The sequence below is a fragment of the Kitasatospora sp. NPDC048540 genome, assembly GCF_040651175.1.
Taxonomy (GTDB): Bacteria; Actinomycetota; Actinomycetes; order Streptomycetales; family Streptomycetaceae; genus Kitasatospora.
Genome location: NZ_JBEZIR010000079.1, coordinates 15450 through 39953 on the forward strand (window position 1 = coordinate 15450; position 24504 = coordinate 39953).

The window sequence follows — 24504 nt, forward strand, 5'->3', positions numbered from 1 at the left end:
ACACCGTGCCCAAGGCGGACCCGCGCGGCTCGAACGACGCCGGCCACAACACCACGACAAAAGGAGGAAGGCATGACAGAGCACTACTGGAACCCGGATCCGGCGGCGCCGGCACCCCCGACCTGGCAGCAGACCCCGAGGGCGGTGCCGCCGCAGTTCGCCCGGCCCGGCTCCTCGGCCCCGCCCGCGCGAAGCGCGTCGCCCGGCAATCCGACGCCACCCGCCCCCGGCCCTGGCCCCGCTGCGGCCCCCGCCCCCGGCCCCGGCCCCGCCGCGGCCACCGCCCCCGGCCCGGCCACGCCGTCCGCGCCGCCGCAGCAGGGACCGGCCCAGCGCTCCTCGCCTCCACCGGGTCCGGGTGCGCGCCGAGGCGTCCGGGTACTGCGTCAACTGCGGCACTGGCGGCTGCTGCTGGCCGCGGTGCTGCCCTGCCTCGTACTGGCCGGCATCGGATGGTGGGCGTGGCCGCAGCAGCCCACCGGCCTCCCGCCGCACATAGCCGAGGGGACCGTTCAGGCGGGCCTCCTCGACCCTGACGGCGTCAGCCGGCTGGCCGGGACGACGCTGGTCGCCGGCCCCCGGTCGAACCGGCCGCACGCCCCGCTCACCGTGGCGCCGTCGGAGTGCGCCGCCGCCGCGGGGCCGACGACGCAGTCGGTCTACGGGCAGGCGTGGAAGGCGTACCTGTCGGCGACCTACCAGGACGCCGGGGGTTCGGGCGCCTACACCGTGAACCAGGTGCTCGGGGTCTTCCCCGACACCGACAAGGCCGCGGCCGCCTTCCAGGCGCTCACCGACGGCCTCGCCAAGTGCCCGTCCGCCACGGTCACCGGCCAGGCCGACCGCAGCTCGAAGTGGGCCTACACGGCGCGGCCCGCCACCGAGGTCGCCGTGGCGTGGACCGCGGCACAGGACGGCAGCGCGGGCTGGGCCTGCTACCACCAGGCGCGGTTGAAGGGCACGAACCTGGTGCAGGCCTCCGTCTGCCAGGCAGGTGACGGCGAGTCGACCAGCTGGAAGGTCGCCGACGAGCTCACCAAGAAGGTGACCGGATGACCGCGCCCACGTCCAGGACGGCTGCCCGCCCCCGGCGGGCGGTGGGGCGCGGAGTCGCCCTGGTGCTGGCGCTCCTGCTTCCGGTCATCGGCCCGGCGGCGACAGTGACGAGGGCCGCCGCCGACACACCGGTCATGAGCCCGCCCGACTCCGTGGCCTCCCTCTCGCTGTCCAGGAACCTTGCCGCCGTCGCCCCGGCGCTCGCCGAGAAGATCGCGGCACAGACGCAGACCGAAGCCGAGATCGACCAGATGGGAAAGGAGGTGGTCGCCGAGGCCGAGCGGATCGCCAAGGAAGCCGCCGACGTCAGCAGCGCCGACACCGCGCTCGACGCCAAGGCCGCTGCGGTCAACGCAGAGACCGACAGCCACAACCAGCGCGCGACTTCACTCAGCGGCAGGATCGACGCCCACAACGCGGCCAAGCCCCCCAGCGACCAGCCGGCCGCGGTCAACCGCTACAACGCCGAAGCGGCGCAGCTCGAGGCCGAACAGAACCAGGTCCAGGCCGAAGAGACCAAGATCGAGGGTGAGCAGAGCGAGATCAAGCAGGAGGAGGCCCAGCTCAACTCCCGCAAGTCCCAGCTCAACGCCGCCTCCCAGGCCAACGCCGAGAAGGCCTCCGCGGCCAGGGCCAAGGCCCAGCAGCTCCAGCTCCAGACCCAGCAGCTGCTCGAGGAGATGGCCCAACTGCTCCAGAGCCTGACCCGGACCCCGCCCGACCCGGCGGCGACGATGGATCAGGGCGGCGACGCGCCCGCGCCGCCGGAACCCAACGCCGAGGCCCAGGGCTCGGAGGCCGACACCGCCGACAGCCCCTACCGGCAGCCGCAGACCTCCGCCATGCAGCAGTACGCGCAGCAGACCGGCACCACCCTCGACGCCCGGCCGGGCACCGCGTACCTGACGCCCGAAGCCGTCAAGCGGCTCCCGGCCGCCCAGGCGGCCACGCTGACCAGCCCCGCCATCACCTACGACGGCCTGGTCCGCAAGCCCAACGGGCACTACACGGCGCTACGGGTACAGGCGCCCACCACCACGGCCACCGCCACCGCATCCCCGACCCCGGCCCCCGCGCCGGCCCCGACTGGCTTCGACCTCGGCGGGCTCGTCACGTTCCTCAACGGCGGACAGGTCTCCATCGACGGGCTCGAGACGCTTCAGGAGGCACCCGCCTCCTCGGACTCCGGCCAGGGCCACGGCAACCCGAGCACCGGGGCGAGCGGCAACCCGCGCGTCCCCACCTGCAAGGACCTGGAGCCGTCGAACGCCGTACCCCTGAACGGCGGCGGATGGGTCGTCTACCTGCCGTCGGACGCGCAGAACCGCAACCAGGGAGTCAACGCCTGTCTCGAAGGCGAGCCCGACTCCGAAAGGGGCGACGACGCGGCAGGCAACATCCGGGGCTGGAGCGACGCTCAGGCGCGGGCGACAGCTCTCGGGTTCACTCCGAAAACGGATCTCGCCCGTTGCCACTCCGTGCCGCGCATGGCCGGTGGAACGGCGGACGAGCGGAACCTGACGCCGTGCTTCCAACGCGGTGCCAACATCAACCAGCGGACCGGCGGCAAGATCACCAACAGCATGCGGACGTTCGAGGCCAGAGCTGGGGTCGACATGGGCCAAGGCCCCGTGCTGTACAACGTGCTTCCGCAGTACAAGACCACTACCAGCACCATTCCGAACACGTGGGATATGTCCCTCTACGCCTGGAGCGCCACCACCGGGTCGACCACGGACTCCGGATGGACAGTTGTGGACAACAGCAGCTACGGCCCGAGTGGATTGGCCTACCTGGGAAACTAGCCTCCGGCGGCACGGTGGCGGATGGGAGTGCACGTGAACATCGAGGAACTGCTGGACCGGCTCGGCGCGGTGATCGGGCCGCCGCCTGCGGGCGGAGTGGTCCCGGTCCCGTGGGAGCGCGGGCCCGAGACGATCGGGTTCCAACTGCCATCGGATTACCGGGCGTTCGGCGACCGGTACGGGATGGTGAGTATCAGCGACGAGCTGCACATCTACACACCATCGGCAGCGCCCAATTCCAAGGCCGAGCAACCGCTCGGCTTCGAGGGATTCCTGTACTACACGACGGACCCCTACGGATACTGCGCCATGCTGGCCCAGGCCTACCGGGACGGGGACCACGACGAGTGCCCGTACCCGTTGTTCCCGGCCGAGGGCGGGCTGCTGAAGTGGGGTAACAACTGGAACTCCGACCAGTTCTTCTGGCTGATGCGGGGCCCGGACCCGGACCGGTGGCCGGTCGCTGCCAAGTTCGACTCGAGGCTGAAGTGGGACCTGTTCGAGGGCGGCTTCCTGGAGTTCCTGCTGGCGGCGGTGACGGAGCAGTACCCGTACCACCGGAGCGTTGTTCCTGGCGGGATGAAGCAGGTCGGTGATGGCCGTGCCTATCGCTTCGGGGGTGACTGGTCGAAGCAGCTCGAGCAGTGACCCCGCGCATGGTCAACGGCCGGGGCAGGGCGCTGCGTGCGACGGTCCTCGTACGGGCACCCTGCCCACGCCCGTGGAAGCAGTTCCACGCATGCCATACTTCAGCAGCCGACCCCTTCTGACCTGAGGAAACACCCTTGCGCAGCACCCGAGCAGCGGCCCGTGCCGCCGTTGTCGCTCTCGTCCTCGCCTGCGGTTTGACTGCCTGTTCGGACGGGGTCCCCGCGGGCCCGTCCGCCCAGGAGTTGCTGCGCCGGGCGGCGGAGACCATGGGCAGGGCGCAGAGTGCGGTGGAGCGGATCGACGTCGAGCAGGCGGACGGTATCCGGCGGATGTCCGCGAAGGTGAGTTGGGCGTCGCCGGAGATACGTGCCGATCTCGGGGGCGGTGTCCGGGTGGTGGACGGTGCGGCGTACCAGGACGCTTCCTGGGCGGGCCTGAAGTGGGTCCGCATCGACGGCCCCGAGGGCCGGCCCGCGAACGCCTGGGCCGACCGGGCGGCGTCGTTCAACACGGCCGGCGGCTTTCTCCGGCTCCGCCGGCAGCTCAATCCCGTCACGGTCCTCACCGGCGCCGGTGCCTCGGGCGCGGTGGAGAACCTCGGGAGCGCAGACGTCGGCAAGGTCCGCAGCACCCGCCTGCGGGTCCGGGTGCCGGCCGTCGACTACTACGCCGCCGGCCTTGCAGCCGACGAGCGCTCACTGGTCGCCCGGTCGCTGGCGGACGAGGGCACCAGCACGGTCACCGCGGACCTGTGGATCGGCGCCGGCGGAGAACTGGTCAAGCGCGCGGAGACCGAGGACACCTTCCAGGGCCCGCGCACCACGACCACCACCTACCTGGACCTCGGCGTCACCGTCGACGTCCAGGCGCCGCCCGCGTCGGACCTGTCCAGCTACCAGGAAATGCTGCAACACGCCATCCACCCCTGACACCGGGATCCCGGCGGTGCCCCCGGCATCCCGGGGCGGACGGCCGGTCGAGCGCGGGCGGCGGCCCCCGCCGGTCGTGTCCGGGCCGGCCAGCGCCCGCACCGCCTCCTCGCGGAGGCCGTCAGGGCCGGTCCAGCGCACCCTCGCCGCCGCCCGGTGGCCGTGACGGGGGAGTCAGGATCTTTGCGGCGGCAAGGTGGGGCGGCACGCCCGGGTCCGTCCCGGGTTGGAGGGGTCGCCGGGGTACCGGTGTTCGCGGTGGAGGGGTGGGCAGGCTAGTTTGCCCGGGTGAGTCTTCTTGAGGATGTGGCCGAGCGTGACGGCTGGCGGTGCTGGGTGTGCGACGAGGCGGTCGACCCCGGCATGTCGGTGAACGATCAGCGGGGGCCCAGTGTCGACAGCCGGACCGCCGACCGGAAGGCGAAGGTCGCCGAGCGGCTCGCGCACCGCGGGTGCAACACCCGCAAGGGCGCGGTCAAGGTGGTCATCCCCTGGCCGGACCGCCTGTACGTGGTCGAACCGGCGCCGCTGATCACCGTTGCCGGGCGGCTGGAGCGCAAGGGGGGCCGCGAGATGGTGGGCCGTTGTCCGACCAGGCAGGACGCCCAGGAGGCGGCGGACTGGCTGGTGGACCGGTTCTCCCGGCTGGTGCCGGGGCTGGCGGTGACCGCCGACATCGAGGCGGGTGGCGGCCAGTTCCTCGTCGTCCTGGCCACCGGCCGCCGCTGACCGGGAACCACCGGCGCGCCGCCACACCGGGGCGGCCCGCCGGCCCGCCCCATCGCCGTTGCCGCGCTCTGGGGAAAACACCTGCACATGGGAGTGCGGAAGCCCTCGGAACGAACTCCGCCCGGGGAGCGGTCCCCGCTGCGGTGGCCTTCGGGGCGGGAGGCGGTGCCGCAAGGTCGCTCGCCGCCCGGACAAGCAGATCCGTCGTGAGCCGCTTCCGTGGCCGGTCCTGATACGAGGAAAGGCCGATGAGGACAAGACTCAACGCACGGGCGCTCGCGACCGTCGCGGCGTTCTCCGCGGCAGGAGCACTGATCGCCGTCGTCCTCCAGCAACTCGGTGTGGTCCACGATTCCACCATGACCTGGGTCCTGTGGTGGGGGACAACGGCACTCGGTGCGGGGGTTACCTCCCGTCCCGGCAAGTGAAGGTGACGTACCGGCCTGGGGGCGCGATGCCCACGGTGCGACCTGGACCGGTTGGGCGGCGGTGGCCGCGGCAGCACGCAGCGCACCCCGCGCGAGGTGGGACCGTGTGGGGCTCAGTGCCAGTAGCTGGGGGTGTCGCTGCCGGGCTGGTTCCAGGCCCAGACCAAGAAGGCGATGACGGCGGCGGCGATGAGGATGGCAAGGACGAAGCAGCCGATGGTGCCTCGCCGGTTCTGACGGTTCATGTCGTCCACTGGGCCCCCAGGTGTCGAGTTCGACGTGAGTTCGAGCGTGGCTGCCGGATGGGCGTAGGGCAAGAGTGCAGTCGGCTCGGGGCCGGCCCGCGGCTGCCTGCCCCAGGCTGCTGCTGAGGTCCCGGCGGCGTCGGTCGGTTCTGCGCGTGACCTTCGGCCGCCTACCGGCCGCGGCCCGGCCCGCTCGCTTTCGCACCTGCGGGTACCGGCGCCGTGCTGGCTGTCGCCGGCCCGCTTCGGTCGGCGGCAACCGTCCCCGTCCCAAAGCGCATATGGTCTGGCGAGCGTGTGGGGTGGCGCCGAAACCGGGTAGGTTCCGGCTCGCGTCGTTCGGCTCTTCCGGTGTGCCGTTCCCATTGGTCTGCTGTGAGGGCGAGTTGCTCGGCGGCCTTCCGAGCTGCTGGGAGTCGGGGAGCGGGGGTGCCGGCGGCGGCCTCTGCGGGGGCTTCGCGCACGCGATCGGCAGCGGGACGGGCAGGAGGGGGAGCGGGTTCGTCGTGGCCGGTGAAGCGCTCCCGGCCCCGGACAGTCACGGCCCGCGTGGCCGACCGGACCGGCGAGTTCGGGCGGGCCTGCCCGTCAACCCGCTGTCCGCCATGATCGCCGCCATCACAGTGACGAGTGACCTGCTGCCTTCCGGGGGCCGAGCCGAGTGCCCTTGGCCGGGCTCGGGTCCAGAGCCGAGAGGAAGCCGCGGACGGCTGCAGCGAAACCTTCGGGATCGGTCTCATGGACGGTGTGACCGGTAGCGAGCTCGACGAGCCGGGTCCGAGGGCGTCGGTCCGCCATGTCTCGGGCGTGCTCGGCGCCGAGGACGTTGCTGCGGGTGCCGTGGACCAGCAGGGCAGGGCAACTGCTGGCGAGCCAAGCCTGCCAGTGGTCTCCGTTCAGCCCGTGTTGGGATGCCACCATGTCCTCCGGGTGGAAGGCCAGGCCCCAACCGTCGCCGTACTCGCGGATGACGTCCGTCAGGTGGGGCGCCGAGCGGCCGAGTGCGTCGAGCAGTGTGCCGCGAGTGGGAGCGCGGTGCGGCCAGTCGAGGCAGAACGACAGGTCTCCGTTCACCTCGGCGCCGATGTCTTCGATGACCAGGGCGCGGACCAGCTCGGGATGGCCGGCGGCCAGCTGATAGGCGTTGACACCGCCCAGGGAATGGCCGAGTACGACCGCCGGGACGGCGCCGAGGTGGTGCAGCACGGCAGCGGCGTCTTCGACGTAGCCGTCCCGGGAGAAGTCCGAGGGACGATCTGAGTATCCGTGGCCTCGCTGGTCGAGAGCGACGACTCGCCAGTCCGGCGCCAGCTCACGGGCCAGCCGGGAGAACGTCCGTCCGTCACCGAAGTGGCCGTGCAAGGCCAACACGACCGCGCCAGGGCCGCCGGCGTCCAGGTAGGACAGGCGTCGTCCCGAGATCGACACAGCGGCGCGGATGGGATCGGACGGTCTGGGCACCAGCATGGACACAACCCTGCCAGCTGTGGCGGGTCCGTGGCCAGGTGCCGCTGACCCCACGACCACCGCCCGGATCGACGACTCCCTGGACCGCCACGCCTCCGACGTCGCCGCCGGTATCGCCGCCGGTGTGCACGGACGCCCGGCTCGGACACCCGGCGCGGACCCGGTGGTGGACCGCACCCGGGCGGACGAACTCACCGGGCGGGTCCGGGCGGTGGCCCGGACCCGCCCGGTGATCGGGCGCCCGCTGCGGTTCCGCCGTTACGAAGCGGCGGACTTGGTCTCCGAACCGGCGCGGGCCACGAGGGCTCAGTCCAGCCACTCGGGCCCGGCCGGGCGCCACTCCCACGAGGTCCTGCGCGGGTGCCCGGCCAGTTCCCCGCGCCCGGTGCACCAGAGCAGGACGTCCTCGGCGTCGGCGTCCGGCTCCTGCGGTGCGTCCGGGAACAGCCAGTGCAGCACGTAGTGGCTCGTGTGCTCGGGAACCTGCCGGTCAAGGCCGAGGCCGCGGCAGATGTCGTGGGTGTGCAGCACGAGTTCGGCGACACCCATCGCCGCGAAGCCGCCCGGATCGCACGGCCCGTCGTGGTAGGCGCGGACATCGTCCACGGTGCCGTCGAGGGTGTGGGCGAGCAGTCCGCCGGCGGCGGTGACGACCGACAGCACCTGCGCCGGGTCGGCCTCCGGGCGGACGACGAGGTCCATGGGCAGGTAGTGGTCCCTGGGCCGGGCGGTGAGCCGGCGTACGCGAGGAGCTCGTGGGCGATGTGGACGGCCGTGTCGCGGCAGCTCCACTCCAGCGGCCCGGCGGGGACGCTCCAGTCCCGGTCCGCGGCGAGCGGGGACAGCACCTGCAGACAGTCGGCCAGCGTCTCCCGTACCGGGTCATCCTTGATGGGCACGGGCCTGCCTGGCGTACTGTCACACGATAGGCCCGGGGTCTGACATGCCCCGGGCCGCCACGGCACCCCGGGACCCGGTGCGTCCCCGGAGGGCGGGGTCCGTGGTGGTCACCCGTTCTCGGCCAGGGCGTCCTTCTGCAACTGCACCGCCGCCGCCAGGCTCAGCCGCGGCTCCGCCTTCCGCAGCGCCTTCACCGCACCGACGGACGCGATGTCCCCCGCGTACCCGACGGCCGCCAGCCGGGAGCGAACCCAGCCGGCGCGCAACTGCTGCCCGGTGGCCGCTGCCGTGGCGGCGACGAGCGCGGCGGCGCGTTCCAGACCCGGGCGCTCCTCGGGGGACGCCACGGCCAGCGCCTGCTCCAGAGCCCCGGCGAGGAGGTCCGAGTCGCGGATGAGCAGGACGAAGTTGTGCTCTGGCCGTACTCCCAGAAAACCAGTCATACCGGCATCGTGGTGGCCAGAACGGTCGGACGGCAACGAACTTGAGCAACACCAGAGGTTGTTCGCCGACGCGGGCGCAGCGAGGCAGCGAGGCAGTGACCCCGTCCCGTACGCCGCGGACACCACTGATGCCATGGACACCATGGACGCCACGCCGCGTCGCCGCCCTCGTGTGCGGCGCGCTCGCTCCGGCCCTTCCTCCGCTCCCAACCGGAGTCAGGCCGCGGCCGGCCGGCGGGCGGTGCCCACGATCATCGGGCTCTCCACCCTCGGGACCTTCGGCACCTCGCCGCGAAAGACCGACTCCACGGTGAGCGGGGAAGCCTCGATCGCCTCCAGCGTCGCCCGGTTGGGGTAGCAGCCGATCAGCGGGTAGGGGAACGGCCGCCTGTCCTGCTTGGCGGCGACCTCCGGGTCAGCGGAACGCACGTGTTCGAGGAACAGCAGCCTCCCGCCCGGCCGCAGCACCCGCGCGATCTCTGCCAGCACGCTCTGCTCCTCCGCGACGCTGCACAGCGCGAACGTCACCACGGCCGTGTCGAACGAGGAGTCCGGAAGGGGCAGTTGCTCCGCCGAAGCGTCCAGGATCTCGACGGCCCGGCCGAGCCCGCCGGCGCGGGCGCGCAGACGCCGCCGCATGTGCGGGTCGGGCTCGACCAGCACCAGCCGAGTGACCGCCGCCGGGTAGTGGGGCAGGTTGAGCCCGGTGCCGGCGCCGATCTCGACGGTGACGCCGTCGGCCCGCGCGAGCAGCGTGCGGCGCCGCTCCCGCAGCCCCGCACGCTCGGCGGGTCCGTTGATGGTGTCGTAGGCGGCGGCGAAGCAGCGCCGAGCCAGTTCCTGGAACATGACGGACTCCTCGGGTCATCCGTTCTCGCGGTACGGGTCGCCGTCGGGCCTGGCGGCGTAGTAGGTGGTCGCCCGGTAGGCCTGGAACCCACGGTGGTGAAGGACCTGGGTGAACGCGGGCGGGCAGTGGTACGGGGAGCCGGGAGGGTTGATGAACCTCGCTTCGACGACAGCCAGGCCGCCGCTGGCGACCACGCCGACCAGCCGGTAGCGGACGCCGTCCGCCAGATCGCCCTCCAGCAGCCGCGACCGCACCTCGCCGCGCCCGCGCAGTTCGGGCCCGCCGGCCACCCGGGCCGTCACATCGGGCGCGAAGAGCGTGGCGAGCGGCCCCGGCTCGCCGTACCGGTTGAACGCCTCGAACGCCTCGCCGAAGGCCAGGGTCCACTGCCCGGCCGCGTCGCGCGCGGCGCTGCTCGTCCGGCCGGCCTCGTCGAGCAGCCGCTGCGCCAGGACCGCCCGCAACTGGTGGAGCCGGCTGCGCACGGTGCCCAGCGGAACGCCGGTGATCGCGGCGATCTCCCGGTAGGAGTGCTGCCGGCCGAAATAGCGCAGCATCGCGGTCACCCGCAGTGGCTCCGGGAGTTCCCCGAGCGCCTGCCACACCCAGTCGCCCAGGGCCAGGCGTTCCACGCACTCCTCGGCCGAAGGCACCGGCCGCGCCCGGTCGAGCCGGGCGGTGATGTCGTCGGCGGGCCGCTCGCGGGCGGCGCGCAGCCGCATCAGGCAGACGTTGCGCTGGATGCTGGCGAGCCAGCCGCCGAACGCGGCCGGGGTGCGCAGCTCGGACAGGCGGCTCAGGGCGATCAGGAACGTGTCCTGCACGGCGTCGGCGGCCTCGTGCGGATCACCCAGCAGGGCGAGCGCCTGGCGGTTGAGCCGGGCCCGGTAGCCCTCGAGCAGCAGCCCGAGTGCCACCGGGTCGTTGCGCCCGGCCGCCAGCGCCAGCTCGGCGTCGCCGCGCCGGGGCGCCATCGGGGTCGGAGAAGGTGTGGCCATACTTACACGATGCGGCGGCGGCCCGGGAAGTTCGATTTCTGCTCCGAACCGGGGGGACGTGTATGGCTTGGTCGTCGCCGTGTTCCCCGCCGAAAGCCGGTCCGGAACCCGTTCCACGGCACCCGGTCGCCGAGCCGGCGGGTCCGCCGGTCAGGACGTACGTCGTGATGAGTGTACGGCGTACACCTGGTGGGGCGGGGGCGAGCGCAGGCAGCGGAGCGGCACAGCGGCGGACGTGCTGTTCCTGGTGACCGCGGCTCGTGGTGGGCCGCTCGACGAGGGCCGCCGTCGACAGGGGTGCCTTCGGTCCGACACGGCGGAGCCGCGCGCGTTCGCCCGCATCGGCTCGAGCAACGTGGCATCGTGGTCCGCGAGCCCGCCCACGGGGGCAAGCACAACGGCACCGTCCGGCCGGGGCCTCCTGGAGCTCACCGCCTCCGCCCGGACCGACCCCCCTTCGGAGACCGCATGACCAGCCAGGACGAGCCCGCCACGGCGGCCGCGGGCCGGATCGCGTACTTCAGCACGAGCCGTCTCGAGGCTTTCAGTGACGGTGTCTTCGCCATCGCGATCACGCTGCTGGTCCTGGACCTGAAGGTGCCGGAGCCGGACGCCTTGCACGACGAGTCACTGGCCGCTGCCCTCGCGCATCAGTGGCCCTCCTACTTCGCCTACCTGGTCAGCTTCCTGGTCATCGGGATCATCTGGATCAACCACCACGCGATGTGCGCGCTCGCGCGCCGGGTGGACCGGCGCACGCTGTTCGCCAACCTCTTCCTGCTGCTCACCGTCTCCGTCATCCCGTTCCCCACCCGCCTCCTCGCCACCTATCTCACCGCGGACAACAGCAACGCCCACACCGCGGCCGCCGTCTACGCCCTGACCATGGTGGCCATGAGCATCGCCTTCTCGGTGCTCTTCCTCGCCTTCACCCGCGACGCCCGGCTGCTGAACAGCCCGATCCCGCCGCAGGCCAGGCGCACCGCCAGGCGTCGCTTCGGCATCGGCGGCCTGTGCTACCTCTCCACCGTCGGCCTCGCCTACCTCAGCCCCGTCGCCATGCTGGCCACCCACGCCGTCCTCGCCGTCTACTACTGCTTCGACCAGCTCGCCCCCGCACGAGCCACTCGCCGGTAACGGCCGGGCCCCCGCGGAGGTGTTCCGCAGGGGCCCGGTGCGTCGTCGGCCCACGGGGGCCGGTGGGGTCAGTGCCGCTGCGCCCCGGCGGTCGCCTCGACCCGGCGGCGGACCAGGAACCAACCGCCGACCAGGGCGGCCGCGATCAGTGGCAGGCAGGCGACGGTGGTGCGACTGACGCCGCCGTCCAGCCACATCAGGACCACGACGGAGACGAGGAAGAGCAGCGTGACGATCTGGGTGTACGGCGCCCAGGGCAGTTGGTATCCGGGGCGGGTGACCCGCCCGTCCTTGGAGCGCTGCCAGAACAGCAGCGAGCAGATCATGATCATGCCCCAGGTGCCGAGGATCCCGATCGAGGCGATGTTGAGCACCAGTTCGAACGCCTCGCCCGGCATCGCGTAGTTCAGCGCCACGCCCAGCACGCCGAACCCGGCGGTCAGCAGGATGCCGCCGTAGGGGACGCCGCCCGAGTTCATCACGCCGGTGAACTTCGGTGCGGAGCCGGACACCGACATCGAGCGCAGGATCCGGCCGGTCGAGTAGAGGCCGGAGTTCAGGCTGGAGAGGGCGGCGGTGAGCACGACCAGGTTCATCACGCCGGCCGCGCCGGGGATGCCCAGCTTGTTGAAGACGGTGACGAAGGGGCTCTGGTCGCCGGAGTACACGGTGTAGGGCAGCAGCATGGCGAGCAGGACCACCGAGCCGACGTAGAACAGGCCGACGCGCCACATGATGGAGTTGATCGCCTTCGGCATGATCTTCTCGGGGTTCTCGGTCTCGCCGGCGGCCACGCCGCAGAGCTCGACCGACGCGTACGCGAAGACCACGCCCTGGACGAGCAGCAGCATCGGCATCACGCCCTTGGGGAAGACACCGCCGTTGTCGGTGATGTTGGCGAGGCCCGGGGTGTGGCCGTCGACCTGGTGCTGGGTGACGATCAGGAAGATGCCCACCAGCATGAACGCGACCAGCGCGGCGACCTTCACGATCGCGAACCAGAACTCCATCTCGCCGAAGTACTTCACCGAGATCAGGTTGGCCGTCAGCACCACGGCGAGGGCGACCAGCGCCAGGAGCCACTGCGGGACGCTGCTGAACATCGCCCAGAAGTGGGCGTAGGTGGCGGCGGCCGTGATGTCGGCGATCGCCGTGGTCGACCAGTTGAGGAAGTACAGCCAGCCCGCGGTGTACGCGCCCTTCTCGCCCATGAACTCGCGGGCGTATGAGACGAACGCGCCGGACGACGGACGGTAGAGGACCAGCTCGCCGAGGGCCCGCACCACGAAGAAGGCGAACAGGCCGCAGACCGCGTAGGCGATGAACAGGGAGGGACCCGCGTTGGCCATGCGGCCGCCCGCGCCGAGGAAGAGCCCGGTGCCGATCGCGCCGCCGATGGCGATCATGTTGACGTGGCGGGACTTGAGGTCCTTGCGGTACCCGGCGTCCCCGGCGTCGACGTGGGGGGTGGGGGTCGCCGGCGCTTCGGGCGCGAGCGGTTCGGCCGCAGTCGGCGTGCGGTCACTCATGGAGTTGGGTCGCCTTCGTGAGGGGAGGGGTTTCCGGCTCGGCCCGGCGGCGACGGTGACGTGGATGATCACGCCGGCGCGGGGCTGACGGCACATCCTGGCGTCAAGAGGGCTGCCTCGGCAGTGGCGGATGTCACGTTCGGGGCGGATTTGCGCGAGATTTGAGCTTTCTCCCACCCTTGGGGTGGATTTGCCCTGCGGAAGCCGTGGATCCGCCCGCCGAAGAGCGCGGATCGGCCGGGCCTGCCGGGGCTTCGTCCAGACGATGGGGCTCCCGCACGTGTTCGCCCGGTGGTTCCCCTCGAACCCACAGCGGAGCTCGGACAGCCTGTCCCTGGAGTCCTGGACGGCCGGTTCCGAGATTCGGCCGTGCGTGTGGGCCACGGGAGTTCGAGATCCGCGTGTGACGTGCATGCGCACCGGCGACCGAGCGTCTCCCGACCTGCCTCGGCAGCCCGGCTGGAACGGGCGATCGAGGCCGGGCCCGCCTGCGCGCGCGGCGGTACGGCGGGCCGGACCCGCCGTACCGCCGGATGCGCGGTGCTCCGGCTGTCAGCAGGCGACGCCGGTAAGGGTGGCCGTCGGCACGGTGACGTTCACGAATTCGACGGTGGAGCCGCCGGTCGGGACCGCGTAGGTGACGGTCTGGTACTCCAGGCCCAGCCCGAACCTCTGGCCCGCGGGGATGGTGATCTCCCATCCGGTGCTCCTGGCGACCGTCGAGTTGGGCCTCGTCCCGAGCGTGGCGGTGAGGACATCGAGGGCCTTCGCCGAGGCGTTGGTGCTGGCCGCGTAGGTGACGGTGTAGGTGGAGCTGCGGGTGAACTTCTGCGGCACCGACGAGGTGTTCTGCAGGCAGTCCTGGACGACGGTCCACTTCTGGCCGTAGCTGTAGGGCCTGGCGAACGTGCCTCCGTTCGAGCCGCCGGGCACGCCCGAGCCGCCGGGGACCGGGTCGACGGTGGGGGCCGCCGGGACGTGCGGCGGCTGCGCCGGGCGCACGATCTCGACGTTGCCCCCGTCGAACGTGTCGCCGATCTCGTCGCTGCTCCAGTCGATCGTCTCCGCGAAGCTGCCGCCACATGCCTGGTCGTCGGATCCGGGGGTCAGGATGGTGCAGTCGTGGGCGGCGGCCAGGGTCGGTGCCACCATCGCGGGCACGGTGGTGAGCAGCGATGCGCCGAGTGCCGCGGCGACCAGGGACGTCCTGAACTTCATTGGTACTCCTCGGGGTTGGCGTCGGGGAAGTGCGCCGGACGGTTCGACAGCCGACCGGCGCGGCGCAACACTGACACACTCTCAGGACATAAGCCAGTGTGAATTATCATCCAATCTGCGTAAGCTGAAATGAATGAGGGCGTGGTGAGGCAGGACAGACCGGCAGGACGGGAGGCGCCCAGTGGCCGGGCGACGGAGGAGTCCGCGAGGTCGCGCTGCGGGTGGTGACCCTCTCGCCGGAGGCGCTCGGTACCATCAGCGACATGATCGAGTCGATCGCGCGCCGGGAGGGGGAAATCCGACAGTGATCTTGCGGAGGCGCCCCTCGGGCGCGCGCGGGCCGGCGTCCCGGTCCGTCGGGTCACCGGCAGACCAGGCGGATCTGGAGGGTGTGGACGGTGCGGTGGGAATGACGAGCGGAGAACGGCACAGGCTCTGGCGTCGCTGTGAGCGGGTCGCGGCGACGCTGGCCCTGCCGGAACCGTTCGAACTGCCCGCCCTCGCCGAGACGTTGTCCGACCGTCTCGGCCGGCCGGTCGAGTTCCTCCCGCTGCCCGCGGGCGCCGCAGGCACCTGCGGCATGCTGGTGAGCACCGCCCGCGCCGACTACATCGGCTACCCGACCGACACCACCCTGCTGCACCAGCAGCACATCGTGCTGCACGAGGTAGGCCACCTCCTCTGCGGCCACCACGGACCGGCCGCCGACGGCACCGCCGTCGGGGCGCTGGTGCCGCACCTGTCCGGTGAGCTGGTGCGCCGGGTGCTGGGGCGCAGCCTGTACGACAGCACGCAGGAGCAGGAGGCCGAACTGTTCGCCTCGCTGGTCCTGCACCGCGCGGCCGCGCGCGGTGGGCCCGCCGTCTCCGGGCCCGCGAACCCGACCGAGCAGACCGTCAGGCTCGGCGGAGTCTTCGACACCCCGCGGCGCCGGGCCGGCTCCGCGGCCACCGAACGGTGATCCCCGCGCTCGAGTGGCTGGCGGGCGCGGTCGCGATCGTCGGGGTCCTCTGCCGGATCCGTCTCTGGCGCGGCCGCCCGCTGCAGCCGGGCGCCCGCCATCTGGTCGGCTTCACGGTCACCATCGGGCTGTCGTTGGTCCTGCTGCCGCTCTCCCAGAGCCCGGACATCCCAGGACGCGAGACGCTCGGCACCCTGGTGCCACTGCTGTGCGCCGAGCTCAGGCTCGCGGCGGAGTGTTTCCTCGTGCTGCTGGTGTTCGCCGTGCGCCCCGGTCGCCGCACCCGTTCATGGGCGCGGTGGCAGGCCGCGGGCTCGGCGCTGGTGATGACGGCCAGCGCCGCCTTGTACCGGGCGGCCGGGGTGACGGCGGAGGGTGCGATGCTGGCCGTCGAGGAGCGCGGCAGGGCTGAACTGACGGGCTACAACATGCTCTTCACCGCCCACAGCCTCTGGTGCGTGGGGCTGTTCACCCTGGTGATGCACCGCTCGGCACGCTCGCTCGGGCCGGGGCTGCTGCGGACGGGGCTGCGGCTGGTCGCCGCCTCCGGCGCCTGCGGACTGCTCTGGTCCGCCCTGAGCGTCATCCCCCTCGTCTCGGGATTCCGTACGGGCCGTCAGGACCGCGGCCTGTGCTCGGCATCCGCCGCGCTGGCCACCCTCGTGCTGATCATCGGCGGAATGACCCTCACCGCGTGGGGGGACCGGATGGCGGAACCGGTCCGCCGTCTGCGCGCCCGGCGTGACCACCGCCGGATCGGCCCGCTCTGGTCGGCCCTTTACGCGGTCCGCCCCGAGATCGCCCTGGAGCCGCCCGGCGCCCGCAACCGCCACGACGGACTCTCGACGGACCCCGAGTTCGCGCTCTACCGGCGGGTCATCGAGATCCGCGACGGACAGCTGGCCCTCCGCGTGCACCTCCACCCCGCGGTACCCGAGTGGGCCGCCGCAGCCTGCCGTGCGGCGCGCCTCGACCCGCGGCGCACCGCCGCGACGGTCGAGGCCGCCGTGCTCGCGGCCGCACTCGAGGCCGCGGCCGCGGGACTGCGCTACCCGTACCCCACCACCGGTGGCCACACCCCGCCCGCCACCCCGCCCGACCTCCGCACCGAGACCACCCGCCTCGCCCTCGTCGCCGAGGCGTTCACCGACTCGCCTCTGGTCGCCGACATCCGACGCCGCGTACGGAAGGAGATGGTCGTCGGCGCCACCGGCTGACCGGGCTCGCACCGGCCGCGCGACCGAACGACGGCTCGAGCCTGGACCTGCCAGGCCGGACCGATGCGGCGGCGCAGGTCGCGCACGCCTTGGTGGCAGGCCACCCGGCCGCCGGCCTTGCCCTGTCGGCGCCGCAGTTGGCCTCCGCCGGGCCGGCCGGTGGCCGACCTCCAGGTCAGGTACCTCGGTGCCCCTCGTGCTCGCGCCGGCCGGCGGGTTCGTCCAGGCGCCGGGCGAGCGCGTCGGGCGTGGCCCCGTTGGCGCACCGCAGGTGACCGCCCGCGGACATGGGGTGGGGGAGCGGTCGGCACCGGGCCGGCCGGCAGGCACGGACGGCTCATCAGGCGCCGCCCCACCCGCCTCGTCGTGGAACCGCTCATCCTCGGGCGAGGTCACGACCGCCGGCCCGTGCTGCGTGTCCAGCCGGGTGCTTGCCCGTTGCGCTGGGCCTGCTGGATCAGGTTCAGGGCCCGGAGCGCCGCGCGGGTGGAGTCCGGCGGCAGGTTCTGCAGCCAGCCCTCCCCGGCGGGGCGCGCCCGGTGTTGACCGTCCGCCGGACGGCGCCGGCCAGGTCCGGGACCGCCCGGCGGCCCCAGATCGGCGCCCCGCCCGCGTCGACCTGGCGCGGACGCGCACCGTGCTCGTGCTCGTCGCCCGGGCGTCCTCCCGGCGCGGCGCACCGGCGCGATGGTGAGCGTCCTTGAGGAAGGCACGGCCCAGGACGCCGAGGTGGCGCGGGCTCGGCGGTGCCGACAGTTCGTCTCTATCCACAATCGGTTTGTTGTGCAAACATAACTGTCATGACAACTCCTCCTGTTCCGGTCCCCGGTGATCCTGTTGGCCTTCTGGCGATGCGGCGGGACCTGGTCCGCCGCGTCCGTCGTGAGCAGCGCGGCGCCTGGTTCGCCCTCCTGGTCTTCGCCGCCGTGCGGTTCGGTGCGGCACCGGTGGTCCGCTTCGGGCAGGGCGACAACGTCCGGCTGGCGGTCTGGTACTACCCGGTGGCGATGCTGCTCGCCTTCACCGCCATCGGCTGGTTCTACCTGCGCCGTTCCGACCGGGTCGGTGTGGGCACCCGGATCGGCCCCTACCTGGCGCTCGGCGCCGTCCTGGGCGTGGTCACCACCGGCTACGAGGTGTGGGCGATCCTGGGTACGCGGCCTTACCCCGACTTCCGCGAACCGACGCTGCTCTCCACGCTCTTCGACGCGCTGGTGAGCCCGGCCGGAGCGATCGGTCTTGCCCTGCTGCTGCTCGCCCGGATCGAACGCAGCTGGCCGCTCCTCGCCATCACCTGTGCCTACCTGGCCCTTATGATCGATCCCGACAACCTGCCGGACCCTTCGCCGTGGGGTGGCTGGGGCCTCCTGCTCGAAGGAGGCGTGCTCCTGCTCGGCGGCGTCGGTCTCGCCCTGCAGCAACGGATCCAGAAGCGGTCGGCCGAATGAGTGAACACCCCACCAGCAGCCTTGACGACGTTGTGCACCAACGGGTGCGCCTGGGCATCCTCTCGGTGGCCAGGGAAGCCCGGCGGGTGGAGTTCACGTTCCTGCGCGACACGCTCGGCCTGACCGCCGGCAACCTCTCCCAGCACCTCGCCGTCCTGGAGAAGGCCGCCCTGGTCACGGTCGAGAAGGGCTACGAGGGCCGGCGCGCCCGCACCTGGATCCACCTCACCGGAGCAGGCAAGCAAGCCCTGGACGACGAGGTCACGGCGCTCAAGGCACTGATCCGCCAACTCGAAGCACCCCCCGCGGCCGCCGGCCCCGAAGGCGGAGCCGCACCCGGGCCCGCCGCCTGCGCACCGGGCTAGCCCACGTGCCGCCCGGCCGGCCCGCGATCCGGCCGGGTCCGCCGGCCGCGTGGTGGCGCAGGCCGTTGGGGATGACGGCAGCGCCCGGGCCTTCGCCGTGGCGGTGGTGGGGATCGGTCCGGACGTCCAGCGGCGTGCCCGCGCACCTTCGTGAACCACCCGGCGTCGCGTGGCGTCCTCCAGATGCGCGGCCCGTGCCGGGCGGGCGCTGTGCGGGGGAGGAGCCGATGGATGACGGGTGAGACGATCGGTATCGGGCTGGCCGTGGTGGTGGGCCTGGTGAGTCTGTGGGCCGGGGCCAGGGAGGCGTGGCTACAGATGCGGCTGGCCCGCTACGGGCTGCACGCCGAGGGGGTGGTGGTGGCTCAGGAGCACAGGCCGGCGGACGACTACTCGACGCCCGTCATCGAGTTCACCGACCGGCAGGGCCGATCCGTCAGGTTCCGGCCCTCCACGACGGGGCGGGGGCCGGCCCTCGGAACCCGTGTACCGGTCGCCTACCTGCCCGAAAGACCGAAGAGCGCGCGGGTGTTCACCCGGAAGTACCGCGTCCATCGGATCGTCGGCCTGTTTTTCGGAGCCATGCTCTGGCTCGGTGTCGCGGCCGGGTGCCTGCTCACGCGCTGAGCTTGTTCTCGAGTCGGGTGTGACGCCCGCGCGGGCCAGCACGAACGGCGACAACGGATGCGGGACGACCGGCCGGCTCATCATGGTCGGCCCGCATCGCGGGAAGCTCCGGAACCGCGATCGTGCCGTCAACCCTCCCTTCGCGCCGTACGTCGACGGACCTGGACGCCGCCAAACCTTCGGCACCTGGTACGTGGAGCTGCGGTCCGACATCATCGAGATCGTCCCCGATCGCCCCGCGTGCCGTCCACGCCGAGCGGGTCGTCCGTCGTGCGTGCGCACATCTGCGGGCAGGGACGTGTCCGCAATCTCCGGCGGGCGTCAGCTCCAGAGTCTGTCGAGGTCGAGCTGCAGGGCTGTGCTGCCGTGCTGTCCTCCCAGGTGCAGGAGGCCGTTGGTGGTGAGGGCGAGGGCGTCGGCTTCGGTGAGGAGCGGTACTGCCGTCATGCGGCCTTCGAACACCTGCCACAGGTGCAGTCGACGGTCGGCCCATGCGACGGCGAGGACGGGACCGGCCGCGGTGTCGGCGAGCGCGAGGGCCGTCGGGAGACAGTTACGACGTTCCACCGGCGCAGGCATGGCCTCGCCACTCGCGGAGTCCCAGAGCCGTACTGTGCCGTCCAGGCTGCCGGTGATCACGAGCGTGACTCCGCTCTCGCGCAGCAGGAGGCAGGCCAGCGCGGTGACTGCGTTCCGGTGCAGGTGGCTGGTGCGGGGACCCGTGTGCGGGTCGGTCAGGGACCACTGGTGGATGCGCCCGTGGGCGTCTCCGACCACCACCCGGTCGCCGTCGGCCGAGACGGCGGTGACACGGTCACCCTTGCGTGCCAGACCGGTGGCGTTGTGGTGGAGGGCCAGGAAGTCGGCGCCGGCCGGCGCCATGGCCGACCCGTCGACCGGCACTGCATGGAGGGTGCCGCCTGCCTCCAGGGCCATGAGACAGGCAGGGCCGGCCGGTGCCAGTTGCACGGGCCGGATCTTCGGGTCGATGGACAGGCGCCCGACAACGGCTCCGCCGGTGGCGTCCAGCAGGTGGATGCGGCCGATGGGGTCGGCGGCCGCGACCCGGCCGTCCGGTGTGCCTGCTGCGGGGAGCACGGCCATGGCGCTGGTGCGCCGCCCCGGGTGGTTCCACCGAGCGGTCCAGGTGTTGGCCTGGGCGAGGGGCCGCAGGAACTCACTCAGCCGGCGGTCGGTGCCGAGCGCCGCCAGGTGCAGGAGTGCGCCTCTCTCGGCGTCGGCCGGCCCGTCGGAGGACAACTGCGGTGCGGCGCGGTTCCACACGGTGCGCAGCTTCTCGGGTGCGGCGATGCGCGGATCCGCGAGGGTCGCGGTGATGGCCGCGGCCGAGCCGTGCACGAGGAAGCCCGGGTCCCTGAGCAGTTGGGCGGCCGTGCCGGCGGCGAGTGCCCGGTCGAGCGCCTCTTCGCGTTCGTCATGGGACACGTTGCGCCAGTCCACGGTGCGGCCCGTGTCCGGGCCGGCGGCCGAGGCGGTGGCAGCGGCCGGCGTCCGGCCGGCCGGTATGTCCGGTGGCGTGGTGGCGTGGTTCCGGTGCTGGGGGACACCGTGCAGGCCGGGGGAGTCCGGCTGGGGCCCGAAGTCCAGAACGAGGGCATCGTCGAGGTTCGGGAGGGGAAGGTGCCCTGCCTCGATCGCGGCCCGCACGTGCGTCAGTGCGAGGAGCGGGGCGAGGAGTTCGTCGTAGACGGTGCGGGGGTCGGCGGCGGGCAGGTCGGCGGGGCCTCGGCCGGCCTGGTGCAGGTCGGGCACCAGGAGCCGGACGTGGCGCGGATCGGCGCGGACCCGGTCGACCAGTTCGTCGGGCGGCAGCGGGCCGTAGCCCAGCTGGCGGCCCAGTTCCCAGGCCATCGTGGCGGTGGTCTGCCCCTTGGCCGGCACGGTCGCGTGGACGATGGTGCGTGCATCGCTGTCGGAGCCGGCGAGTAGCCAGGCCATGAGGTGGCTCTTGCCGGTTCTCCGGCCGCCCGTCAGGAGGCACACGCGAGGGCAGTCGGCGTCCTGGCGCCAGGCCCAGTCGAGCAGGGCCGGCGCGTGCCGGGCGGCGGAGCCGGTGGCGGTCGGCCAGGCACCGAGGACGTGGGCGGTCACGGGCTCACACACCTTCGTTCCGCTGTGCGGCGAGCAGTTGCCGGATGCCTTCTTGCCGGGACGCGGCGCTCTCGCCGTACGGGAAGTTGTGGGTCAGTGTGGCGTCGGGGAACATGAGGGCCAGCCACATCGAGCAGTAGTGGCCGGGCATGGAACATGCTTCGAGTTCGGTGTGGATGCGGGTGACCTGCTCGGGCTGGACGCCGGCGGCCTCGAGGCTGCTCCACAGGCGTTCCTCCGGGTGGAGGCAGATCGCGCCCGAGGACGTGACGATCTCCTTCTCACCCTCGTCGTTGACGATTTCGAACGACGCGTAGGACTCGGTGCTCGCGGTGTCGCGGATGTCGTCGAGAACGAGGGGCCACCAGCTCTCCCGGTCGGCGAACGCCTGAGGGTCGGCCTGCCGGAGGCGCTCCTCGAACGTGGAGAAGGCGGTGGAGGCCAGTTGGGGGTCGTCGGTGGAGCTGATGGTGTCGAGTAGGAGGTCGAGTCCCAGCAGGCCGTCGGCGAGGGCTTCCGGGGAGGAGTTCACGAACCTGAGCGGCTCGTCGTAGCCGATCAGGAGTGCCTGCACACGTCCGTCCGGGGCGGTCACCAGGTCGTAGGCCCGGTCGGACCCGAGTCTGGCCCAGTTCGCGTGTTCGGCGTCCAGGGGCTGATCGATGTCCTCGGCGTACTCGTGCAGCGGGACCGGCTCGCCCTCGATGGTGTGGAAGTACGGGCCCACCTGGAGAGGGAGGGCCAGCGCGGCGACGCGGGCCAGCGCCGGGGCATCTGTGCCGACGGTGCCGGCCGACGCGCTGCCGAAGCGCCGGACCCCGTCCTCGCCGAACCGGTCGACGAGGGGGCTGCTGGGAGTGGTCACGGACTCTCCTTGACGGGGCGCGAGATTGTGCGAGGAAACGGTGGCCGCTACTGCAGTTTGGTCGACACGTACTGCAGCACGGTGGTCCAGGCGGATCCCGGGTGGGCGAACGCGGTGCCGTCGGCCGCTTCCATCCGTGCCCGCAGCCGCCTCTCGGCCCCGTCCTCGAAGGTGCCGTCGCCGGCCTCGAAGTCGTAGTTGGGCCGTTCCACCTCGAGCAGGTACAGGAAGTAGGCGAAGGCGTCGAGGCTGCGGTTGAGCAGGTAGGGGGCGCTGCCGTCGTCCGGCAGGCAGTAGACCTCGCCGGTCGAGGAGTCCAGCGCGATGTCGTCGTAGGACAGGCCGCCCAGGTTGATCCACCGGGAGAGGTCGAACGACAGCCCCGGGTGGTCGTCGGCGATCTCCTCGAAGCCGATCTCGAACTCCCCGTCGCAGACCTCCTCGCTCACCTCGAACCAGGCGGCCGGCTTGTCGGGAAGCCCGACACGGACCAGGAAGTCCCGCGTCGGTCCGTGGCCGATGCCCTGTGCGACCGCTGCGTCCAAGGTGACGAGCAGCTCCGGCGGGAACACCGACTCCAGCTCGGTCCGGCCGACGAGGTAAGCCATGAGAAACACTGCCCATCTATGCGATTTCGGATATTGAACGCCCGCGCTTCAGCCTACTATGAACCACCGTCAGGTTCCAATTCCGCCGGTCCTCTACTTGGTCCTGAAAGCGTGGTGACTGGGCCTGGGATTCAAGTCCCTCAGATGCTTCTCCATCTGTGCGTTGCCGCGCTTTTGCGACTCATCGGTGAACCCGTATTCCACGGTGTGGCTCACCTGCACGTGGCCCGGAAGATGGTCGCACATCCACGCGCTGCAGTTCGCCCTGCTCGTGCAGGGTTCTCGCTCGGTGTAGAGGGCGGTGATGCCGTTCGGATCGCCGGCCTGGAGGAACGGGATTCCGAGAATCCGCTCGGAATGAGTCGGGAAACGACTTCGTCCCACCAGGATGAATCCCCCTGGATCTCCCTCCTGCCCGTGCCGCACCGCGGCGTAGTTGTTGCTGCTGAAGTTGTACTTGTTCGAGTCCTTGTCCTTGCTGTAGTTCCCGTAGCTCTGGTCCTCGTGGCGTGCCAGCTGTGTCGCCCGTGACAGCTCGTCGTGGTCGAAGTCGACCTGGTCCGAGTGCTTCTTCGGTCGGCTGGCGCCCTTCGGGAGCTCCTTCAGGTTGTACGGGTTCTTCTTGCCGGTCGGCCGCTTGCCGACCTGGTCCTTGCCGTTCAGCTTCAGCGGCAGACTCTTGCGCTCGTCGGCGGTCAGGGCCCGGGGCCCGTTCGGAGTCAGGCGCTCGATCACCCGGTCGTCGCGAATGCGATAGACGGGCGTGGAACCCATGCCGTTCCTGGCCGATTGCAGCGTCGACTTCGGCACGTGGATCGACTGGAGATGCTTCAGATGAGCCTCTTCGGCCTCCGCGGTGTTCTTCGCCACCTTCTCGCTGCCGTGGGCGACCTGCTTGACGGCCCCGCTGACCGCCTTGCCAATGTCCTGACCGACAGCCTTGGTCACCTTGGTGGCAGACTTCTTGATTCCCTTGGCAATGGCATTGCTCATTCGAACGTCATCCCCTCGGTGGCCGCAACAAACCGCTGGGCGTGACCGGCCATCTCATCCGAATGACCATGCAAGGCCTGGGCGTGCTTGAGGAGTTCCTCCGGATGGATCCGAAAGCCGTCACCGGCCGGTCCTCCGCCGGCCGGCCCGAGCGCCGCCTCCACCCCCTGGAAGACCAGGCCGCTCAGGGCCCGCTCGACCACCGCCTCCAGCGGGCCGCACATCTGCTCCATCAGCTCGCCGATGATCTGGTCCTCCAACTGCTGGAGCAGAGCGTTCACCACCCGCTTCGTTGCTTCGATCAGCAGTGCCTCGGCCGCCTCGGCCGCCCCCAGCGTGGCGACAGCGGCGGCCTGCGTGGCGACGAACTCGACCGCCATCACCCCCAGCTCGGCGATGACCGCCAGCTTCGCGGCCACGATGGCATCGGCAGCGACATCCAGCACCGTCCCGGCGGCATGACACACCTCGACGATCTCGGTCATGTGATCCGAGGACATCGCGGCCCACCGCTGCACGAGCACCTCGTAGGAGGCGGCCTGGTACGCCTCTCCCATCTGCCGGATGGTCTCGCTGACAGCCATGTGCGTACTGTCGATGTTCGATGCGAAGTCGCGTATGTGATCGGCGAACTCGCGGACCTCGTCCTCGTTGACCTGCGGCCAGTTCAGGCCGATCAGATTCATCACCCAGACGAATTCGCCCGGCAACTCGATGGCCACGCACTCTCCCCCTTGTGTCACGTGACTGACGAACAGCACACAGTAGTACGACGTCGCCGGAGCTCGACCTCCAGGCCGGGTGAACCGGGAAGTTCCCCGGGGGACGGTAGCGGGCGTCCGCCGGCGTGTGGGAGCCAGCGGGGACGTCCCCTGGCATGCGCGCCCCCATGGGGAGTGCAGGCGCGTCGTACGATTCTCAGT

At 71.7% G+C, this 24504-nt stretch carries 25 protein-coding genes; 12 read left to right on the plus strand and 13 right to left on the minus strand.

Annotated elements, in window-relative coordinates; translation table 11 throughout:
- Nucleotides 1-72 precede the first annotated feature (72 nt).
- The 6 genes from AB0D08_RS26620 to AB0D08_RS26645 all read left to right on the plus strand — a co-directional run bounded on the left by AB0D08_RS26620 (nt 73) and on the right by AB0D08_RS26645 (nt 5598).
- Nucleotides 73-1056 carry a sensor domain-containing protein gene (locus AB0D08_RS26620; protein ID WP_359892239.1) on the plus strand — a complete coding sequence of 328 codons (984 nt, stop codon included), beginning with the start codon at nt 73-75 and terminating at the stop codon, nt 1054-1056.
- Nucleotides 1053-2861, plus strand: a complete 1809-nt coding sequence (locus AB0D08_RS26625) for a hypothetical protein (protein ID WP_359892242.1) — start codon at nt 1053-1055, stop codon at nt 2859-2861. Before AB0D08_RS26620 ends, AB0D08_RS26625 begins: the two co-directional genes overlap by 4 nt.
- Nucleotides 2862-2882: 21 nt before the next feature.
- Nucleotides 2883-3509, plus strand: a complete 627-nt coding sequence (locus AB0D08_RS26630) for a hypothetical protein (RefSeq protein ID WP_359892245.1) — start codon at nt 2883-2885, stop codon at nt 3507-3509.
- A 137-nt stretch (nt 3510-3646) separates the two neighbouring features.
- Nucleotides 3647-4441, plus strand: a complete 795-nt coding sequence (locus AB0D08_RS26635; protein ID WP_359892248.1) for a hypothetical protein — start codon at nt 3647-3649, stop codon at nt 4439-4441.
- A 288-nt stretch (nt 4442-4729) separates the two neighbouring features.
- On the plus strand, nt 4730-5170 hold the full coding sequence (locus AB0D08_RS26640) for a hypothetical protein (RefSeq protein ID WP_033823688.1): 441 nt from the start codon (nt 4730-4732) through the stop codon (nt 5168-5170).
- 248 nt (nt 5171-5418) lie between these two features.
- Entirely contained in the window at nt 5419-5598 is a 180-nt protein-coding gene (locus tag AB0D08_RS26645) for a hypothetical protein (protein ID WP_149038481.1), read from the plus strand.
- Between the two features lie 113 nt (nt 5599-5711).
- Here AB0D08_RS26645 and AB0D08_RS26650 read toward each other — a convergent pair whose 3' ends face one another.
- The 6 genes from AB0D08_RS26650 to AB0D08_RS26675 form a co-directional block, all read right to left on the minus strand.
- On the minus strand, nt 5712-5843 hold the full coding sequence (locus tag AB0D08_RS26650) for a hypothetical protein (RefSeq protein WP_359892252.1): 132 nt from the start codon (nt 5841-5843) through the stop codon (nt 5712-5714).
- Nucleotides 5844-6461: 618 nt separating this feature from the next.
- On the minus strand, nt 6462-7310 hold the full coding sequence (locus tag AB0D08_RS26655) for an alpha/beta hydrolase (RefSeq protein WP_359892290.1): 849 nt from the start codon (nt 7308-7310) through the stop codon (nt 6462-6464).
- A 306-nt stretch (nt 7311-7616) separates the two neighbouring features.
- Nucleotides 7617-8012, minus strand: a complete 396-nt coding sequence (locus AB0D08_RS26660; RefSeq protein WP_359892254.1) for a hypothetical protein — start codon at nt 8010-8012, stop codon at nt 7617-7619.
- 305 nt (nt 8013-8317) lie between these two features.
- On the minus strand, nt 8318-8653 hold the full coding sequence (locus tag AB0D08_RS26665) for a hypothetical protein (protein WP_033823685.1): 336 nt from the start codon (nt 8651-8653) through the stop codon (nt 8318-8320).
- Nucleotides 8654-8869: 216 nt separating this feature from the next.
- Nucleotides 8870-9502: a class I SAM-dependent methyltransferase gene (locus AB0D08_RS26670; protein ID WP_359892258.1), complete on the minus strand. Its 633-nt coding sequence runs from the start codon at nt 9500-9502 to the stop codon at nt 8870-8872.
- A 15-nt stretch (nt 9503-9517) separates the two neighbouring features.
- Nucleotides 9518-10501, minus strand: a complete 984-nt coding sequence (locus tag AB0D08_RS26675) for a sigma-70 family RNA polymerase sigma factor (protein ID WP_359892261.1) — start codon at nt 10499-10501, stop codon at nt 9518-9520.
- Nucleotides 10502-10969: 468 nt separating this feature from the next.
- Between AB0D08_RS26675 and AB0D08_RS26680 the strand changes: the two genes are divergently transcribed.
- Nucleotides 10970-11638: a TMEM175 family protein gene (locus AB0D08_RS26680; RefSeq protein WP_359892264.1), complete on the plus strand. Its 669-nt coding sequence runs from the start codon at nt 10970-10972 to the stop codon at nt 11636-11638.
- Nucleotides 11639-11706: 68 nt separating this feature from the next.
- Here AB0D08_RS26680 and AB0D08_RS26685 read toward each other — a convergent pair whose 3' ends face one another.
- Entirely contained in the window at nt 11707-13167 is a 1461-nt protein-coding gene (locus tag AB0D08_RS26685) for an amino acid permease (protein WP_359892267.1), read from the minus strand.
- A gap of 552 nt (nt 13168-13719) precedes the next feature.
- Nucleotides 13720-14385 carry a DUF6426 family protein gene (locus AB0D08_RS26690; RefSeq protein ID WP_359892270.1) on the minus strand — a complete coding sequence of 222 codons (666 nt, stop codon included), beginning with the start codon at nt 14383-14385 and terminating at the stop codon, nt 13720-13722.
- 409 nt (nt 14386-14794) lie between these two features.
- On the opposite strand from AB0D08_RS26690, the gene AB0D08_RS26695 reads away from it, so the two are divergent.
- The 5 genes from AB0D08_RS26695 to AB0D08_RS26715 all read left to right on the plus strand — a co-directional run bounded on the left by AB0D08_RS26695 (nt 14795) and on the right by AB0D08_RS26715 (nt 19003).
- Nucleotides 14795-15346, plus strand: coding sequence for a hypothetical protein (locus AB0D08_RS26695; RefSeq protein WP_063794473.1), 552 nt, complete (start codon nt 14795-14797; stop codon nt 15344-15346).
- Nucleotides 15343-16563, plus strand: a complete 1221-nt coding sequence (locus AB0D08_RS26700) for an MAB_1171c family putative transporter (RefSeq protein WP_359892273.1) — start codon at nt 15343-15345, stop codon at nt 16561-16563. The genes AB0D08_RS26695 and AB0D08_RS26700 overlap by 4 nt, the downstream gene beginning before the upstream one ends.
- An 851-nt stretch (nt 16564-17414) precedes the next feature.
- The gene (locus tag AB0D08_RS26705; protein ID WP_359892276.1) at nt 17415-18011 is read left to right on the plus strand and encodes a hypothetical protein; all 597 of its coding nucleotides are present in this window, start codon (nt 17415-17417) and stop codon (nt 18009-18011) included.
- Nucleotides 18008-18376 (plus strand): transcriptional regulator, encoded by a 369-nt coding sequence (locus AB0D08_RS26710; protein WP_051813834.1) that lies wholly within the window; start codon nt 18008-18010, stop codon nt 18374-18376. Before AB0D08_RS26705 ends, AB0D08_RS26710 begins: the two co-directional genes overlap by 4 nt.
- Before the next feature lie 231 nt (nt 18377-18607).
- A complete protein-coding gene (locus AB0D08_RS26715) occupies nt 18608-19003 on the plus strand; it encodes a DUF3592 domain-containing protein (protein WP_033823680.1) in 396 nt (131 codons plus the stop codon).
- 321 nt (nt 19004-19324) lie between these two features.
- On the opposite strand, the gene AB0D08_RS26720 is transcribed toward AB0D08_RS26715, so the two are convergent.
- From AB0D08_RS26720 to AB0D08_RS26740, 5 genes are all read right to left on the minus strand, one after another.
- A complete protein-coding gene (locus AB0D08_RS26720; RefSeq protein WP_359892279.1) occupies nt 19325-21115 on the minus strand; it encodes a hypothetical protein in 1791 nt (596 codons plus the stop codon).
- Nucleotides 21116-21119: 4 nt separating this feature from the next.
- The gene (locus AB0D08_RS26725) at nt 21120-21980 is read right to left on the minus strand and encodes a nucleic acid/nucleotide deaminase domain-containing protein (RefSeq protein WP_359892281.1); all 861 of its coding nucleotides are present in this window, start codon (nt 21978-21980) and stop codon (nt 21120-21122) included.
- 47 nt (nt 21981-22027) lie between these two features.
- Nucleotides 22028-22588 (minus strand): SUKH-4 family immunity protein, encoded by a 561-nt coding sequence (locus AB0D08_RS26730; protein WP_359892283.1) that lies wholly within the window; start codon nt 22586-22588, stop codon nt 22028-22030.
- Between the two features lie 93 nt (nt 22589-22681).
- Nucleotides 22682-23581: a nucleic acid/nucleotide deaminase domain-containing protein gene (locus AB0D08_RS26735; RefSeq protein WP_359892286.1), complete on the minus strand. Its 900-nt coding sequence runs from the start codon at nt 23579-23581 to the stop codon at nt 22682-22684.
- A complete protein-coding gene (locus tag AB0D08_RS26740; protein WP_359892288.1) occupies nt 23578-24303 on the minus strand; it encodes a hypothetical protein in 726 nt (241 codons plus the stop codon). The genes AB0D08_RS26735 and AB0D08_RS26740 overlap by 4 nt, the downstream gene beginning before the upstream one ends.
- Nucleotides 24304-24504 lie beyond the last annotated feature (201 nt).